General features: G+C 59.7%; 6 protein-coding genes. 2 read left to right on the top strand and 4 right to left on the bottom strand.

The genetic code is table 11. The annotated features are described in order from the left end of the window. On the bottom strand, positions 1–2,803 hold a 2,803-nt coding region (locus tag P1X16_RS31170; protein ID WP_277236699.1), incomplete at its 3' end, for a malectin domain-containing carbohydrate-binding protein. 920 nt (positions 2,804–3,723) lie between these two features. On the opposite strand from P1X16_RS31170, the gene P1X16_RS31165 reads away from it, so the two are divergent. After that, entirely contained in the window at positions 3,724–7,212 is a 3,489-nt protein-coding gene (locus tag P1X16_RS31165) for a malectin domain-containing carbohydrate-binding protein (protein ID WP_277236697.1), read from the top strand. Positions 7,213–7,550: 338 nt separating this feature from the next. Here P1X16_RS31165 and P1X16_RS31160 read toward each other — a convergent pair whose 3' ends face one another. From P1X16_RS31160 to P1X16_RS31150, 3 genes are all read right to left on the bottom strand, one after another. Next, complete coding sequence (locus P1X16_RS31160) at positions 7,551–7,742, bottom strand: hypothetical protein (RefSeq protein WP_277236695.1); 192 nt, start codon at positions 7,740–7,742, stop codon at positions 7,551–7,553. A 480-nt stretch (positions 7,743–8,222) separates the two neighbouring features. After that, positions 8,223–11,267 (bottom strand): SBBP repeat-containing protein, encoded by a 3,045-nt coding sequence (locus tag P1X16_RS31155; protein ID WP_277236693.1) that lies wholly within the window; start codon positions 11,265–11,267, stop codon positions 8,223–8,225. Between the two features lie 1,195 nt (positions 11,268–12,462). Then, positions 12,463–14,379: a T9SS type A sorting domain-containing protein gene (locus P1X16_RS31150; protein ID WP_277236691.1), complete on the bottom strand. Its 1,917-nt coding sequence runs from the start codon at positions 14,377–14,379 to the stop codon at positions 12,463–12,465. Between the two features lie 1,261 nt (positions 14,380–15,640). Between P1X16_RS31150 and P1X16_RS31145 the strand changes: the two genes are divergently transcribed. Further along, entirely contained in the window at positions 15,641–17,311 is a 1,671-nt protein-coding gene (locus P1X16_RS31145; RefSeq protein WP_277236690.1) for a T9SS type A sorting domain-containing protein, read from the top strand. The last annotated feature ends 91 nt before the right edge of the window (positions 17,312–17,402 follow it).

The raw sequence follows: 17,402 nt of genomic DNA, 5'->3' as shown, positions 1-17,402 counted from the left end.
GTAGCGCGGGTCCGGCGCTGAGCACTTCGATGGCCGACACCTTGGGCTGATCCACCCCGCCGGCGCCGGGGGCAAAGGCCAGCGAGAGCACCCCGTCGGTGACGGTCACCGAAAAGGACTCGGTGGTGGCCGTCAGCGGCCCGACCTTCTTCACAATGTCATAGGCCTGGAGCACCGTCGTGCCTTCGGCGGCCACGTTGAAGACCCGTTGCCCCGCGGCGTCCCAGTAGAGCTCAGCGAAGTGCAGCTTGACGGTATACGTGCCGTTGGCCACGGGCAGGCTGTAAAGGAAGCTGCCGTAGCGCTCACTCTGGTACAAGGCATCCTCCTGCGTACCGGCAATCGGCTGATCGGTAGCGAAGTCGCTGCCGCCGGCAAAATACTGGTCGCCGGCAAAGAAGCCGAACGAGGTGGTCAGCGCGTCGCCCCCGGCTTTGAGGCGTAGCACGGCCGTCGGGGCCGCTTCCAGCACCTCAATGGCCGACACCTTGGGCTGGTCTACTCCGGCGGCGCCGGGCGCAAAGGCCAGGGTGAGCTGCCCGTCGGTGACGGTGACAGGGAAGGTTTCGGTGGTAGCCGTCAGCGGTCCCGCCTTTTTCACTATATCATAGGCCTGGAGCACCGTCGTGCCTTCGGCGGCCACGTTGAAGACCCGTTGCCCCGCGGCGTCCCAGTAGAGCTCGGCAAAATGGAGCTTGACGGAATAGGTGCCGTTGGGCACGGGCAGATTATAGGTGAAGCTGCCGTAGCGCTCGGTTTGATACAAGGCGTCGTCTTGGGTGGCCGCGATGGCTTGGTCGGTCGCGAAGACCGCCCCGCCCGTCGCGTACTGATCGGCGGCAAACGTGCCCATGCTCGTGCTGAGTTGCCCGCCGCCGGCCTTCAGGCGCAACACCGCCGTGGGCGTCGTGGGGGGGGTGTTCGGGCCATACACCTCAATAGCCGAGATTTTGGCGTTGTCCACTCCGCCGGCGCTGGCCAGCGAGCTGAAGTCGAGATTGAGTTCGTCGTCGGCCACGGTGACGGTAAAGCGCTCGGTGGTGGCCGTGTAGGCGCCTACTTTGCGGTAGAGGTCGTAGTTGTCGAGCACGGTGCGGCCTTCGGCCGCCACATCAAACACGCGCTGGCCGGCTTGCGTGGCGTAGACTTCGGCGAAGTGGAGCACGACCTGATACTGCTGGCCCCGGCTCACGGGGAAAGCATAGCCAAATTGCTGGCCGTAGCGCTCGGTTTGGTAGAGGGCGTCCTCCGTGGTACCGGCAATGGGTTGGTCGGTGGCATAGGTGCTGCCACTCGTGCTGTACTGATCGGCGGCGAAGGAGCCCAAGGAAGTGGTAACCTGCTCGCCGCCGGCATGGATGCGGTAGAGCGCCGTCGTCGGGGCGGGCGGAGTTTGTTGGTCGTACTGCAAGGTCAGTTGGGTGCCATCACAGCAACCGGTAGTGGATTGGCCCGACACATAGACCTTGCCGGCGGCATCGACGCGAATAGTACGCGCTAAATCATCCCAGTTGCCCGCAATGCCATATGCCGTTTCCCACACTTGCTGCCCACTGGCCGAATACTTCACCGTGCCATAGTCATAGTTGTTGGCGCTGCCCAGACCATTAGGTCCTTGGACGTGAATATTACCCGTCACATACACATTGCCTGCCTGGTCGAGCGTCAAGGCGGTGGCTGCGTCGCCCAGGTTCTGGGGGCTGTTATAGCGCGCTACCCACTGCTGCTGCCCGTTGGCATCGTACTTGAGCGTGGCGTAGTCACTACTGACAAACGCATTGCCGCTATAGGAACGCCCCGTAACGACCACGTTGCCGGTCGCGTCCAGAGCCAGGGCCGCCGCCGCATCCAGGCCATTGCCGGGGCCGTTGTAGCTGGCACTCCAGAGCGGGTGGCCGGAGGCGCTGGCGTACTTGGCCGTATAATAGTTCTTGCCGGCATCGGTACCGAAAGCGCCGGTATTGAGTACCCCCGTCACGACCACATTGCCGGCCGCGTCCACCACTAGGTCGGCGAATTGAATACCCCCGTCGGGAACGACCGGAATAGCCGACCACAGTTGTAGGCCCCTCGCCCCAGAATATTTTTGGACCATTGCTCTGTCAACCCTCGTGCTGGTCCCCTCAACTCGATTGCTGGTCACATAAAAATCACCCGTGGTACCGACCACTAGGTGATTGGCTCTTCCTCCCCCACCGAAAGCCGACCAGAGTAACTGCCCCGTGGCGGAATACTTGAGGGTCTGCACCTCATTTTCAGTAGTGCCTAGTACGTACACATTACCAGCGGCGTCGACGGCGACATCGGCAGCTTCTTCATCTGTATTACTTCGGTCGTAGCGGGCGACCCAGAGCTGTTCTCCGGTGGGCGAATACTTGATCGTAACATAGTCGTAGCGCGTACCCGTCAAAAACCCGCCCGTGTAAATCCAGGCCGTCCCCGTCACATACACGTTGCCCGCCGCATCGACCGCCATGGCCACGGGCCGATCTGTGCTGCGGTATTGCATGGGCGAAACGCCGTTGTAGCTTTTCTGCCAGAGCAGCTGCCCACTCGGCGAGTACTTGCTGGTCAGATAATCGTACGTGAAGTCGTCCACCGAGACGGAACCGGTGACATACGTGTTGCCGGCGGCATCCACCTCCATGTCGCTTTGGGTGACATATTTCGCACTCGAGCGGGCCAGCCAGGCTTGCGTGACCGGTTGCGGCGGGACGGAGGGGGCTACTTGCGCCTGACTGGCAGGCCCACACAGGAGCGCCCCTGCTGCCACGGGCAGCATCTGGGTAAACAGTTGTTTCATAGGGGTATAAAAAAAAGAGAAAATAAACCGCAGGTGGGGCGGTAGGGTAAGACAGAACCAGGCGCCGACCCGCTGATCGCCTCGATGGCGGGGCGAGAAACAAGGGGATTTGGTCCTGTAAGGTCCACAAAAAGAAGCAATAAAAACAAGGATTAATTATATGATAATGTAATAGTAGAGCAGCTTGACCTCTAAGTCCTTCAGGCTCAGCTAGAGAAGAAGTTGGAGCAGGTGCTTAAACGTATTGGCGATGTAGCGTTGCGGCGCTTGCAGAACAGTCTATGGTCCTGAAAGGATAGCGCTAAGCAAAGCGATTGCTCAAGTAGCCTTTTGTAAACAGTCTACTAGGAGGAGCGAAAAGCAAGGCTGTATATTCTTAATAAGGGCCCCTTATCGGGCGTAGACGGCGTTGCGTTGGGCTCCTGGTAGTAGCTGGTTGGGGGCCAATGAGTATAGGCTTTCTGCAGGTCGCTACCCCTATGAGGGGCTGAGGTAGTGCCTGTGCGACAGGCTTCGTCCGGGAAGAGATCCTGCAGTGCCGCGCTACTCACTAGTTGCCCACCGAGCGAGAAACCGTTACTCGTTAGACTTCGCCCCACAGGCGGGGCGAGCGTATACGCAGCGCCTAGTTGGTCGATCCTGGTTCCGGCAAGGCCCTCTTACACAGCCGGCGCAGGCGAATACCGTTGAGCCCTTACTCGCTAGGCGTAAGACCTTCATTTAAACGACCTTAGCCAATAGCCTGCCTTGCGTTCGCGTTACCATATAATTACTCCTTGTTTTTGTTGCGCGCTTCACCGGACCTTACACTAGCAATCTGACTCTTTCTGGCCCTGGACCAGGGGAAAACATGGTTTGGTTACGCGCTGTCCTCCTTCACCATCCTACCGGCGGTGTATTCTTTTTCTCTATCTCCTCCTATGAAACAAACCATTACCCGATTGCTGCCCTTGGCCGCCAGTTGGCTTCTAGGCGTGTCCGACACCCGGGCGCAAGTCACCCCTTCCCTCCCCGCGCCCAAGGCGCTCCCGACGAGGCGACTGCCGTCACAACCGGTTTCCCTGCCGCCCCACGCCGATGGCAAGGCCAGCCCTCAGCGTGGGCAAGCGCGCCGGCAGGCGGGAGCGACCACCGCTCCCGGCCTCGAGTGGGTGGCGCGCTACGCCGGCCCGGGCAGCCCCCAAAATAAGGTAGACGTCGCGACTGCCCTCGTGGTGGATGCGGCGGGCAATGTCTATGTGACGGGCAGAGCCCGGGAAGAAAACGCGCTGCAAGCCAACGACTATGCCACTATCAAATACTCCCCGAGCGGCCAACAACTCTGGGTGGCCCGCTACAATAATGGCGGCGATGATGTGCCCATGGACCTGGCCGTGGATGCGGCAGGCAATGTCTACGTGACCGGCCGCTCGTTTAACCAGGGCTCGGGCGATGACTATGCGACCGTCAAGTACTCGGCCAGTGGCCAGCGGTTGTGGACGGCGCGCTACAACGGGGCGGGCAATGGGTCCGACCAGGCGGTCGGCCTGGGGTTGGACGCGGCCGGCAACGTGTACGTGACCGGTACCTCGGCCGGCACGGGAACCAAGCTCGATTATGTGACCGTCAAGTACGCGCCCGGCGGGCAGCGCCTGTGGGAGGCGCGCTACAATGCCGCCGGGGGCAATGATGAAGCGGTGGACATCGCGCTGGACGCGGCCGGCAATATCTTGGTGACGGGTACTGTCTCGCGGGATAGCGATTCGGTTTCCAAAGACTATGCGACCCTCAAATACACGGCCAGTGGCGAGCAACTGTGGGTGAACCGCTACAACGGCTCGGGTAATGCCAATGACCTGGCTGTGGCGTTGGCCGTCGACGCAGCCGGCAACGTGGTGGTGACCGGCACCTCCAGCACCACCACGTATTTCACAGACGACTATCCCGACTACGCCACGGTGAAGTATGCCGCCAACGGGCAGCAGCTGTGGGACGTGCGCTACAACGGCGTGCTAACACGCAGTTTAGAACAGGCGTTTGACGTGGCCGTGGACGCAACCGGCGACGTGTTCGTGACGGGGCGCTCGCGCAACCCCACGAAAGGCGATTGGGACTACGCCACCCTCAAGTATGCGGCCGCCAGTGGCCAGCAACTCTGGGAGGCGCGCTACGACGGAGGAACAGGCGAGAGCGAGGATGATGTGACGGCTATGGCCGTAAACGCGGCGGGTGACGTGTACGTGACGGGCGCCAGCAATGGGGACTACGGCACGCTCAAGTATGCCGGCGCCAACGGCCAGCAGCTCTGGGCCTTATATTACACGCAATCCTCCTCCTCTGATGCGGCGTACGCCGTGGCCGTAGACGCGGCCGACAATGTCTACGTAACGGGCGCCAGCGGCGGGGTGGCCTCGGACTTCGCAACCCTCAAGTATGGGGTCAATACCGTCAATCAGGTGCCCACGGCCCGCGCCACCCCCACCACCCCGCTTACCTTGCCCACGACGAGCACCCGCCTGAGCGGGGCTGGCACCGACCCCGACGGCACGATTGTCGGCTACATCTGGTCGCAAGTCAGCGGGCCTAGCCCAGCCGTCATTACCGGCCGGAGTGGGCGCACGCCGCTGGTGAGCCACCTGGTGGCCGGCACGTACGTGTTCAGCTTAGAGGTGACCGATAATGGCGGGCTACGCAGTGCCCCCTCGCAGACCACGCTTACGGTCAATCCCGAACCGGCGGATGGGCGGGTGCTCTACCGCGTGAATGCGGGCGGCAGCCAAGTAACTAACGCTATTGGCACCTTCGCCGCCGATCCCTTCAACGCGGACGGAGCTACCTTCGCCACCGACCAGCCCATTGCCGGCACCGAGGACGACGCCTTGTACCAGACCGAGCGCTACGGCCGCTACTTTCGCTACAGCTTTCCCGTGAGCCGGGGCAAACAGTACGAGGTGGTGCTTCACTTTGCTGAGGTCTACGCCACTCGCGCCGGCCAGCGCGTGTTCGATGTGGCCGCGGAAGGGCTGGTGGCGTTGAACGACTACGACATCTACCAGAAGGTGGGGGCCTTCACGGCGACCACCGAACGGCTGCTCGTCACGGCCGCCGACGAGGAGCTTGCCTTGGACTTCTACGGCCTGATCGACAACGCGAAAGTGTCGGCCATTGAAATATATACCGTCAACTCCACCCCTACCACGACGGCCGTGCTGCGCCTCAATGCGGGTAGTGGCCAGTTAAGCACGAGCGTGGGCCCGTTTGCGGCTGATCAGTACGCGACGGGCGGCAGCGACTTTGCCACCGACCAGCCTATTGGTGGCACCGAGGATGATGCCCTCTATCAAACCGAGCGCTACGGTGCGTTCACCTACAACCTGCCCGTGGCCAACGGGCAGTATACGGTCAAGCTGCACTTTGCCGAATTCTACTGGAACAGCACCGGCCAGCGCGTGTTCGACGTGGCGGCCGAGGGCACAACGGTGCTTACTGCCTATGATATCGTCCGGAAAGTCGGGCCGTTGACGGCCACCACCGAGTCCTTCCCTGTCACCGTCACCGATGGCCAACTCACCTTGGCTTTCGCCTCCGGGGCCAGCGGGGTGGATCAGCCGAAAGTGTCGGCCATTGAAGTGCTCCAAGCGAGTCCGACCGCTGTGCTGCGTCTCAATGTGGGCGGCGGGCAGCTCAGCACGAGCGTGGGCCGCTTCAGCACGGATCAGTTCGCGTACGGCGGCACCGACTTCGCTACCGACCAAGCGATTGCCGGCACCGAAGACGACGCCCTCTACCAAACCGAGCGCTATGGCACTTTCTCCTACGGCCTGCCCGTGGCCAACGGCACCTACACCGTCAAGCTCCACTTCGCCGAGCTCTATTGGAGCGCCCCCGGCCAACGCGTCTTCGACGTGGTGGCCGAAGGCAGCACCGTGCTCCAAGCCTACGACATTGTCAAGAAGGTAGGCCCGTTGACAGCCACCACCGAGTCTTTTTCAGTGACCGTCACCGACGGGGTGCTCGCGCTGGCCTTCGCGCCCGGGGCCGGCGGGGTGGATCAGCCGAAAGTGTCGGCTATCGAGGTACTCAGCGGCAACTCCGCTTCCCCGGTTACCGCGGCGCGCCCCGCGGCTAGCCCGCTGGCCGCGGGTGCGGCGACCAAGCTGCCGGTCTACAGCGCCCAGGTCAAGCTCTACCCCAATCCCTCCACCGATGGGCGCGTCACGCTCGAGCTGCCGGCCGCCTTCCAGGGCGAGGTTAGCTACTCGCTGGTCTCCTCGCTGGGCACGACCCTGAGCCAGGGCCAGCGCACGGTTTCGGCCGGGGGACAGTCGGTAACCTTCGACTTCTCGCAGCAGCTACCGGCGGAAGGCCTCTACTACCTGCACCTACGCGGGGCGAAGGGCCAGGCCCACGTCAAGCTCCTGCGCAAATAACCTGTCCACTACAGCTATACAGGCGCTGGCGCCTAGTAGGAAGCACGCAACGGGTCGCGACAACCGTGTTCCCAGGGAATGGTACCTGGTGCGAACCGCTGACTAGCCACGAGGTGCCCTGCTGGGTGTGGGACAATGCGGAGAGGGGAAAAAGGGTCTGTTGCAGGGGCAACAGACCCTTTTTTATGCCTTAGCCTAGTGTGGAATAAAAACCTTGTACCACTTGGATGCTTGTCAGCAGGACAACCATAAAAGGTCCAAGCTCTTGGTAAGCTCCGCCGTGCGCATCCCCAGCAGCTCGCTACTTGACATAACAATGATTTCTCGGACAGGAATGCTTATGAATGCCCTATGCGCGAACGGCGGTAGGCCCTCAACGCAAACCGGGTTACCGCCATGAAGGAGAAGCCAATAAGAACACGGTACTGCGAAAATGTGCTGTCGGGCTTGGCGAAGTTCAGAGCATAGACTAAAGCGATAAGAAGCAGTACGGAAGCGGCCGCGAGCAGCAAAACAAGTAGTCGTTTCATGCTAATCTAGTAGTAGGTGCTTGGAGGCGCAGGCAAGGAGGGGCGTTGGCGTACGCGCTCCCTGTAGCGACCGGCTACGTAAAGGCGGCGCTAATAACGGGTATTTTCTCTTCTTAGGTTAAGTACTAGCGGGTGATAGTCCACTGGCTTCCACTGAAATAGAATTTTGGCGCAGTGCAACTACTCTTTCTCCTGTCTCGGTAAAGTTGCTAAACATAATACGTGTGGCTGTTGCAACAGGCACTGTCCATCCAGGTAGGCCTCAGTAAGAACTGCTATTTAGTTGTTCAGTTGCCAGAAAGGGGCTGCCTTGGTTCAGACTTGTTCTGCCTATCAGACTTTTGCAACAGCCACATCAACGTATCGGATATAAGATTAGCTGCTTACGCATCTTGGCTGACCAATCTTATATCAAGCCTAGCATGGGCTACTTTGTGCTTGCTATCAGCGCGGTCCATCCCCACTAAATAAAGACGTTTGTCAGGGGCGATAAAAGCGGGCAATGTACTGGCCGCTTGCCGTCGTTAGGCGCACTACATACCAACCTGGCCGCCAACCAGCTGTACTAAAAGCCCCATTGTGGCTAACATTTAGCTGCTGGGTAACGAGTTGGCCAGTCAGAGTGTACACGTGGAGTTCCGTGTGGGAACTACCTGATTCCATAAAAGTGTACTGCACCCGGTTGCCTTGTACAATGGTCGGATAAAGAGAAAAGGCAGCCGTGGCGGCGGTTGAAGTAGTTGCCAAAGGCGAACTGCTATCTGTTATCCACGCCAGGAAGCTGCTACGAAAATACCCTCCGCCCCGTAGCGTTACATTGCCAAATGGTACTACCCCGTCAAACAATCCCGCTACATACACTCGTCCGGCAGGCCCCATAGCCAAGCCTCCCGGCGTAGAACTGCCGTTTACCTTTTGGGCCCATTGCCACGCGCCAGTGGCAGTTAGTCGGCTCACAAACACACTACCGGAGGCATTACCGCTCAAAGAAATCGTTCCAAATGTGGCCGCATTACCAAAGGCGCCCGTGAGCAGTACCTGACCCTGGCTATCCACTGCCAGCGCTGTGGCGCTTGCTGCCCCACTGGCCTTATGCGCCCAGAGCCACGTGCCGGCCGCCGTTAGTTTAGCGATGAACAGTTCACTAATACCCCTATAATCATAGCCGGAAGGCATGTTGCTATTGAGTAAGGTAGTGGAGCCCAGCACAATAGACGTGCTTCTGAAGCCCCCTGCCACATACACGTCTCCGCGGGCATCTACCCCAATCGCGGTGCCTTGGTCTTCGAAAGGAGTGCCGCCAGCTACCTGTTGCCAGCTTACGGAGCCAGCAGGGCTAATCTTGGTCACAAATAACTGGCGCGCCGCGCGACCAGTTATGTAGGCGTCACCTCCGGGGCTAATCGCCAAGCTGTTGCCTTGTCCTTGGGCACCCAGCGCCTGGGCCCACTGCCAGCTGCCCTCTCCGCTTAGCTTGGCAGCGAATGGATACTGGGCGGTCGTGCTTACTGGGTTGGTGAGGACTGTATTCCCAAAGGCGGCGGCATCCGTTATCCAGCCCGTTACATACACGTGACCGTTCGCATCCAGGGCGACGGCTGTGCCACCATCATCGGCCGCGCTCCCGGCGCGCGCAGCCCAAAGCCAAGCACCGCTGGCCGAGAGCTTGGCCACAAAGATATCGGTCCCCCCGGCACTCGTGAGCAGCGTGGTACCGAAACGTGCCGTACCCCTAAACGTCCCCGTCACATAGCCATCCCCCCCAGCCTCGACCAGTAGGGCCGTTGCCCGATCAGCCCCTGTGCCCCCAGCCTGCGCGGCCCAGAGCCACTGTCCGGTGGGGCTGACCTTGCCAACGAGTATATCTTGGTTCCCTGTTGTTGTGAGCGGGGCGCTCCCCGGGAGAAGCGTGCCTTGAAAGTTCCCGGCTACGTACGCATTGCCCACCGCGTCCGTGGCTACCGCGGCAAAGGCGGCCACGCCGCGGTCAGCTTGCTTGCTTACCCAGCGCCAGGCGCCGCTGGCTTGCAGCCGGCCTACAAAGGCGGATGACCGCACGGCGTGTAGCGTTATTGGCCCAAATGTAGCGGGCGAGCTTTCGAAGGTGCCTGCTAGCACCACGTCGCCGTTGGCCGCTAAGTGCAGGCCGCTAGGGGTTTCAGCTGCCGTCCCCCCTAGCGCCTGCGCCCATTCCCAGGCACCGGCTGGCGTTAGCTTGGCCACAAAACCATCATTCGTAAGTGATGCACTGGCTCGCCCGGCATTGAGCAGCACCTGCTGGCCCACGTGCAGCTGCGTCGCTGAAAACTGCCCCAGTACGATGGCGTTGCCGGTAGCCGTTACCACCAGTTGAGTACCTCCACTGTCCCCGCCCCCCGCCGAGCCGGTGGTTTGCTGCGCCCAGTCCCAGGCACCCGTTGGCGTTAGCTTCGCGACGTAGACGTCCGCTCCATTGCGCTGGGAGGCGGCTAGGGTGGTACTGCCAAAAAGCAAGGCTGAGCTGGTGAAGGACCCCGTGAGGTAAATATTGCCGCTGGCATCAAGTGCCACGGCCGAGCTCCCTTCACTGCCCGGGCCACCAATTTGCGTTGTCCAGCTGTGTGCCCCCGCCGCCGTCAGCTTGGTCAGAAAGCCATCGCTAGTAAACGCGGTGCCCCCCGCGTTGGCGAGGATTGTAGAGCCGAATGTACAGGTTGCGCCATTGAACCAGCCGGCCATGTACACGCTGCCACTGACATCCAGCGCCAAACCTGTAACCCAGTCGGCCCCCGGCCCCCCGACTTGTTGGGCCCACTGCCAGTTGCCTGCCGGGTCGAGCTTAGTCAGGAAGATGTCCGGGACACTATGCGAGCTGCTGGCATTGGTCAGGGTCGCGGTGCCAATGGTAAGCGTCGCACTTCGAAAATCGCCCGCCAGATACACATTACCAGTCGCATCAACAGCCAGGGCAGTGCCTAGATCAACTTCTGTGCCGCCGATGGCCCGAGCCCAGCGCCAGGTGCCTGTGGGCGTTAGTTTGCCCACAAAAGCATCCGGGTAGTAGGAGGTCGCGCTCGTCAGGGTAGTGGACCCAAAGGCCGCAGTGCCTTGGAAGCTGCCCGTTAGGTAAATGTTGCCGGCCGCGTCCAGCGCAATGGCCCGGGGCGTAGCCGGCAGGTGCTGGGCCCAGAGCCACTGGCCGTTCGCGTCTAGCTTGGCCAAGAAATGATCTTGATAGCCCACCCCCCTAAGCGTATCCGGGCCTAGGGTAACATCATCTAGTGTACTGCCAATAAGGTAACTATTTCCCGCTGCATCCAGCGCGCTGCCTTGCACCATCACTGACCCCAGATTATGGTCGCCCAGTGCCAGCGCGCCCTGCCAGGCTTGACCATGCGCCGCTGATTGCAAAGCCACGCAAAGAAGCAGCATGCCTAGGTAGCGGAGCCAGACTGGCAGCGGCAGCAGGTGGCAGGTGGAGCACAACAAGGCGGGCGCCGAAGCAAGGGCCAGACTGGGGCCCTCTTGAATTTTATATTGCTGCATAGCAAGAAGCATAAAATAAGAGACTGGCCAAGCGGGCGCTTTCTCGCGAGCGAAAGCATCCTGCGCTGCTAGTTAACGGCGGATAAACTACTTATTTCTGAGCAGGTAATCGACTTCTCGTACGTCGGATTGTTGCATTATCTCTTGCCTAATGCACTAGGTAAGAAAGGCGAGCTAGCTGTGACTGATTGCGTAGTCGATAAGCGGCCTGTATCCCTGGCCATGATGTGCTTCAGGCAGCCAGCTTTAACTGTATAATTAATTATCGAGGTATTGGGTCAGCTCAACTCGCAATAAAGGTTGATGGTCGCATCTTAACAATGACCAACCCATACATTACTTTTCTAAAAGGCCAACCGCTGAGCCGGATCAGAGAAGGTGTATTATGACCTGTTCCTCTGCATATATAACATAGGATAAAGTTTGCTATAGACGCTACCTTGGTAAAGTGTTAATTTTGCTCCGCGTCCCTAGCCTCGAATTACGGTATTTTACAACCATGGCGAAGCCTTATAAGCTACTTATTTGCCGTCGGTCAACAGGGCAGGTTTTGAACCTTGATACGAAGACGCTATTTTCTGGAAGTGAAATAGAGTTGCCTTATCTCTACTTCTATTCTCTCCTGGAGGCAGAAGGATTTGCGCAGGAATTAACGGCCCGTATTAGAAACCTAGAAGTGCCTATCTATGAGGGCAATGTTTACCTAAAGGAAATTCATAGCCGTGGGTAGCCATGTTTCCATTCACTAGCCTGTGCGCTAGACACTTTTGATAGCACCGCCCAAATCATGGACATTCCCCCAGCGGTCGTGGCTGTTGCAGAGCTACTTTGGCAACTCGAAACAGGCTGCGTCAGCGGCAAACAGTGCAGGAAAAGCCGCATGTTGTTCGTCTAGGGAGATTGTCATCGCGAGTAGAAACCTCATTCGCAACCCAGTGTGGAGTTCTGCAACAGCCACGGCACTTTTTGGAGCCTTTCTCTCTACCAACTACTGACTCCCTATAAGCCGAAAGCTTATACCCATGGTTGGCTTAATCGCGGGCTGAAAGTTTGCGCTACCGCACACCACCTTGTTAACTGTTTAAAGCAGTTAACAAGGCGAATTGGTTATCTATGCTCAAACAAGACTTGAACCCATGCTAATGGCATTACTTCGATCCTGCTTGAACACAGTGCGTTGCCCTATGCTTTACCGTTATTGCACAATAAAGCGCACGGTGCGCGTACTGCTGCGCACCAGGTACACGCCCGGTGTCAGCCCATCTGGCAGTTGAGCGGTGCCCTTGGTATCCGCTACGACCGTGGTCACCAGCTGGCCCAGCGCGTTGAGTATTTGCACGGGGGCCGTGGGCGCGGCGCCGGTAAAGGTGGCGGAGCCCGCACTAGGGTTGGGAAACAAGTGCGCGGCAGGGGCTACCGTAGCCGGCGTACTGGACAGCACGGCGGACAAGTCGAGGGCACCCAAAAAATTAGTGTAGCCCCCCGGGCCCGGGGCCAAGGTGTAGTTGCCGAACGTAGCGGGCGGCGTGGCGAAGCCAACCACGTAGAGGCGGTTGCCGCTGGCGGCCAGGCCATAGCCGTAGTCCGGCCCGGCCCCTCCGCCCACCTTAGCCCAATCAAGAACCGCGGCAGAACCGTTGTCGAGGTAACCCGCCACGACGATGTCCGCGCTGAGGGTGGTGCTGGCACCCGGCACGGACACGGTGCCGGGCAGGGCGGTAGTGCCGCCAAAGAAGGTGGCGGTGGCGTTAGCGGCGTTGTTGACGAGATAGCCCGCCACGTACACGCGGTTGCCGCTCACGGCCAGCGCCTGGCCCGCGTCGTTGTTGGTACCGCCCCCCACTTGCGTCCAATCCAGCGCAGCGCTCATGCCATTATCCGTGTATTTAACCAGCAGTAGATCGGCGCTAACAAGGGGACTGGAACCCGGCACGGGCACGGGCGTCGCACCCGGGCTGCCAAACCCCACCGCGTTGGCGTTGGCGACGTTATTGGTGACATACCCGGCGGCGTAGACAGTGGTGCCGCTCACGGCCAGCGCCTGCGCCACGTCGTTGGTGGTGCCGCCCCCCACCTGGGTCCAGCCCAAGGTGGCGTTGGCCCCGTCATCGGTGTACTTGGCTACCACCCAGTCCGAGCTGGTGCTGGGGCTGGCCCCGGGCACCGTTACCGTACCGGCGACGGCCCCGGTGCCGCCAAAGCGCACGCCACTGGCGTTGGCAACGTTATTAGCGATGTAACCCGCCACATACACGGTAGTGCCGCGCACGGCGAGGGCGTTGGCCTCGTCTCGGTTCGCGCCCCCGCCTACTTGGCTCCACCCAAAGGTGGCGCTGCTGCCGAGGTCGGTGTACTTGGCCACCACTAGGTCGAAGCCCCCCGCCCCGCCGGAGGGACTAGCCCCGTACTGACTGGCTGTGCCCGCGCTGCTGCCGCTACCCCCAAAGACCACCCGGCTGTCGTTGCTTCGATTGTTGGCAATGTAGCCCGCCACGTACACGCGGTTGCCGCTCACGGCTACCGCCTTGCCCTGGTCTTCGCCCGCGCCCCCAGCCACCTGGCTCCAAGCCAGCGTGGCACTGGTCCCCAAGTCCGTGTATTTGACTAACAGCAGGTCGGGGCTGGGGGTATCGTTCACCGCGCCGTACTGGGCCACTGGCGTTGGGTCTCCCAACGTTACGTTTCTGGTGTTGACCAAATTGTTGGTGATGTAGCCCGTTACGTACACGCTTCCACCGCTCACGGCAATCCCGTTGCCCTCGTCGCCCAGGGTGCCGCCGCCGCGCTGGGCCCAGGCCCAGGTATCGGTGGCGGGCACGTACTTGGCCACGAACATATCCTGGCCGCCCGCACTGTTCAAAATAGTACTGCCAAACCGAATGCTGTTCTCAAACTTACCCGTGATGAACACGTTGCCGGCCGCGTCGACGGCCGTGGCCGCGACGATGCCGCCATTGCCGAGTGAGGCATTGCCGGAAGCGCCACTAGTGGCCAACACCCAAGCTGGCGCCTGCGCTTGAACCGGTCCAGTTGCCAATAAACTCCCGCCGAGCAGGAGCTTAACAGCTTGATTGCGCCACTTGGTGCTCACTTGATAGTCGAAAGATTTCATCCTGACTGGCGCGTGTAAATTCATTTGCAAGCTAGACCGAATAGGTTAGATAATGGGTTGTGAGACGGGAAAAGTTGAGTTGTCCTCTCATCAAGCGCGCCGCAGAGTTCTGCCACAGCCACGACCCTTCGTAAAATGCCAATTGTGCCTTAGCGCTTGTGCAGAACCGTTTAACAAACGTTACGATGCCCTGTCTTATAGGATTACTAAGCAGCTTTCAGTATCTAAAAGGGGGTTACTTTTTTATCCCCCCTTCATTGAACAGTTAATAGAGTGTGATCACCGTGCGCCCTTTAGGGTCTAGGGCCTCTATGAAGCAACTTTTCTGGTAGGCTTCGTGGTCTACCTGTTGGGCCTTCATCCCTGGAACGGATGGGGACGAGAGGGGTGGGCTCTCATGATAGATTACCACCGTTCCGTTTTCACAGGCAACAATCGCTTGGAATGCTAGTGCATCAAAGCCGCTCTCCCTGGCAAAGTTGAGGCAATCCTGTTGCGGTATCTTTGACTTGGTGTACTTGCCCAAGACAAAGGCTACTCACCTGCCCCCCAAAAGCGGCTTTGTGTACTGAATCACGGTTATCGGTTGCGCGCACCCCGGCACAACGTGGGTCGTAAAATCATATTCACTGCGAAACAGCACCCACCCCACCCCTAGGAGTAGGGCTACTAAAATCAGCGCGGGTTTTTTCATTAGTTGGCAACGAATGATGTGGGTGAGAGAGCACTGATAGAACAGCAAGCTAGTGCCAGGGGTGCAACAGAGTAAAAAGCTTTTTTCGGTGAATGGCAGGAATCAGCCCTATACCTAGTGGCCAAGTGGTTTCTATTGCGCGGGACAAGTGTAAGAAACCCGTTTATAATTCAACTTTGTGACTGCTTTAAACTTTAATTTTTTTGTAAGCTGTATCAGCGACCCAGGAGGTAAGCAGTAGCAATCGACTTATTTTGTATTTATTTAGTGGTGTTGACTTATACGTATTTATTCGTCTCTAAGCTCAAGCGTATCGCAACTACTGTAATTTATTCACCCACCTATCCCCTATTTATAGCCTGTCTGCGCGGCGGCTGAAGGGGAGTAACAAGATCGCTGGGCTCTGTTGCCTAGCAAGCGCTCGTGCTGGAAGGAGCCTAATCAGTCGATTTTCACTGGTAAGCGGCGGCGGCTTTGCTGCGCTGCTTAGCGTTCTGCTTCTGATACGCCTAGCAACGGGACTACTGCGCTCACTATCCCAATCTATTTTACTTTATCCCTGCTTTCATGCGTTTACTTATCCTTTCGTTGTGGCGCCAGCTCCTCCTCTTACTGCTAGGCTTCAGTGGCACGCTCGGGAGTGTGGCCCAGACCACCGCCCCTACTTGGACATGGACTCAGGGTCTCCACGGCCCGGGGAATGAAGTAATCCAAGCCGTGGCCAGTGATGCCGCCGGCAACCTCTACGCCGTGGGTTCTTTCGAACAGACGGCGCTAGTGGGCGGGGTTTCGCTCACCAGCCGCGGCGAGGCGGATGCGGTCATCATTAAGTACGATCCGGCGGGCACTCCCGTCTGGATACGCCACTTTGGGGGGGCCGCCTTCGACCGCGCCGATCAGGTGTGCCTAGATGGGGCGGGCAACGTCTTTGTGGCCGGCCTTGTGGACGGGCCCGCCACGTTTGGGGGAGTGACGCTGACGCCCCGACCCAATGGCACCGGCTTTTTTGTGGTCAAGCTCGACGCGCAGGGCACCGTGCGGTGGGGACAGTTGGCTGATAGTGGTAACTTCACGGCCAGCTACGGCCTGCAGCCCGATGGAGCAGGCGGGGCCTATGTGGCCGGGGTCTTCACCAATGGCGTACGCCTGGGCAGCGTGTCATTGCCCGATTCGATCGGTGGGGCCATTTTGGCCCGTCTCGATGGCCAAGGCACTGTTCAGTGGGTGCGCCAGCAAGCGCACCGCACGCTCAAGGTCTTCACGGAGTTCACCGGCGACGGGTTGGCCGTCGCCGGCGGCTACGTCTATGCCTGCGGTAGCTTTGGCGGCAGGGTTACCTTCAGCGGGACGACGTTACAGGCGCCCAACAACGTCGATGCGTGGCTGGCCAGCTACGATGCCCAAGGCACATTACGCTGGGTACGCCAGGGGGGAAGCCCGACCGAGTATGACGTTGCCCACGCCGTGGCAGCCGATGCCACGGGCCAGGTGTACGTAAGCGGCGAGTTTGCGGGCACGGCTACCTTTGGGTCGCTCACCCTGTCGGCTCCGGGCCCGGCTAGTGATGCCTTCCTGCTTAAAGTGGATGCCCAAGGCACTGCCCTGTGGGCGCGGCAACTGGGCGGCAGTGGCCCGGAAGTCGGCTATGGCGTAACGCTGGATGGAGCAGGCAACGTCTATCAAGCGGGAAGTTACAGCACCGGCACGCGGGTGGCTGGGACCTTGTTGCCGAACCAAGGGAGCCTGGATGCTTATCTGCTAAGCTATACCGGACAGGGGGCCGTGCGGTGGGGGCAAGCGGCCGGCGGTACTGGCGAAGATATCGCCTTGGCCATAACGGCTCCTGACGCGCTGGGTGCGATTTACGTAGCAGGCGGTTTCGCTAGCCCGAATTGCCGCTTCGGCGCGACGACTTTAGTTAATGGCGGTCCGGCCGTGGCGGATGTCAACGACGGGTTCGTGGCCCGGCTCAGCGGGATGGTCGCGGCGACGCGTCCTGGTCACGCGATGTCCCCCCTTAGCTTCTATCCCAACCCGGCAACGAACCAGGTGCACTTACGTCACTTGCGTGCCGGCAGTACAATCCAACTAGTCGATGCCACGGGCCGCCTGCTACGCGAGGCCACGGCTACGGCAACCATGACCTTATCAGTGCAGGATCTGCCGCCAGGCCTCTATCTGCTGCGTGCGACTAATGCGCAGGGGCAACCGTGCAGAGGACAAGTAATGGTACAGTAAAGGAGTTTTGCTTATCATAAAAGGCACTTATATGACAGGGAATAAGCAGGCGATTCCTAGATTATGCTGGTTGCAGCTGCTCCTCCTTCAC

The sequence above is a fragment of the Hymenobacter sp. YC55 genome (assembly GCF_029433095.1).
Lineage (GTDB): Bacteria > Bacteroidota > Bacteroidia > Cytophagales > Hymenobacteraceae > Hymenobacter.
Note: the sequence above shows the minus strand (reverse complement) of the source record. Positions and strands in the feature narration are given on the sequence as shown.

Coding starts and splice junctions, on each gene's coding strand:
- P1X16_RS31165 (WP_277236697.1), top strand. CDS start 3,724: ATGAAACAAACCATTACCCGATTGCTGCCCTTGGCCGCCAGTTGGCTT.
- P1X16_RS31160 (WP_277236695.1), bottom strand. CDS start 7,742: ATGAAACGACTACTTGTTTTGCTGCTCGCGGCCGCTTCCGTACTGCTT.
- P1X16_RS31155 (WP_277236693.1), bottom strand. CDS start 11,267: ATGCAGCAATATAAAATTCAAGAGGGCCCCAGTCTGGCCCTTGCTTCG.
- P1X16_RS31150 (WP_277236691.1), bottom strand. CDS start 14,379: ATGAAATCTTTCGACTATCAAGTGAGCACCAAGTGGCGCAATCAAGCT.
- P1X16_RS31145 (WP_277236690.1), top strand. CDS start 15,641: ATGCGTTTACTTATCCTTTCGTTGTGGCGCCAGCTCCTCCTCTTACTG.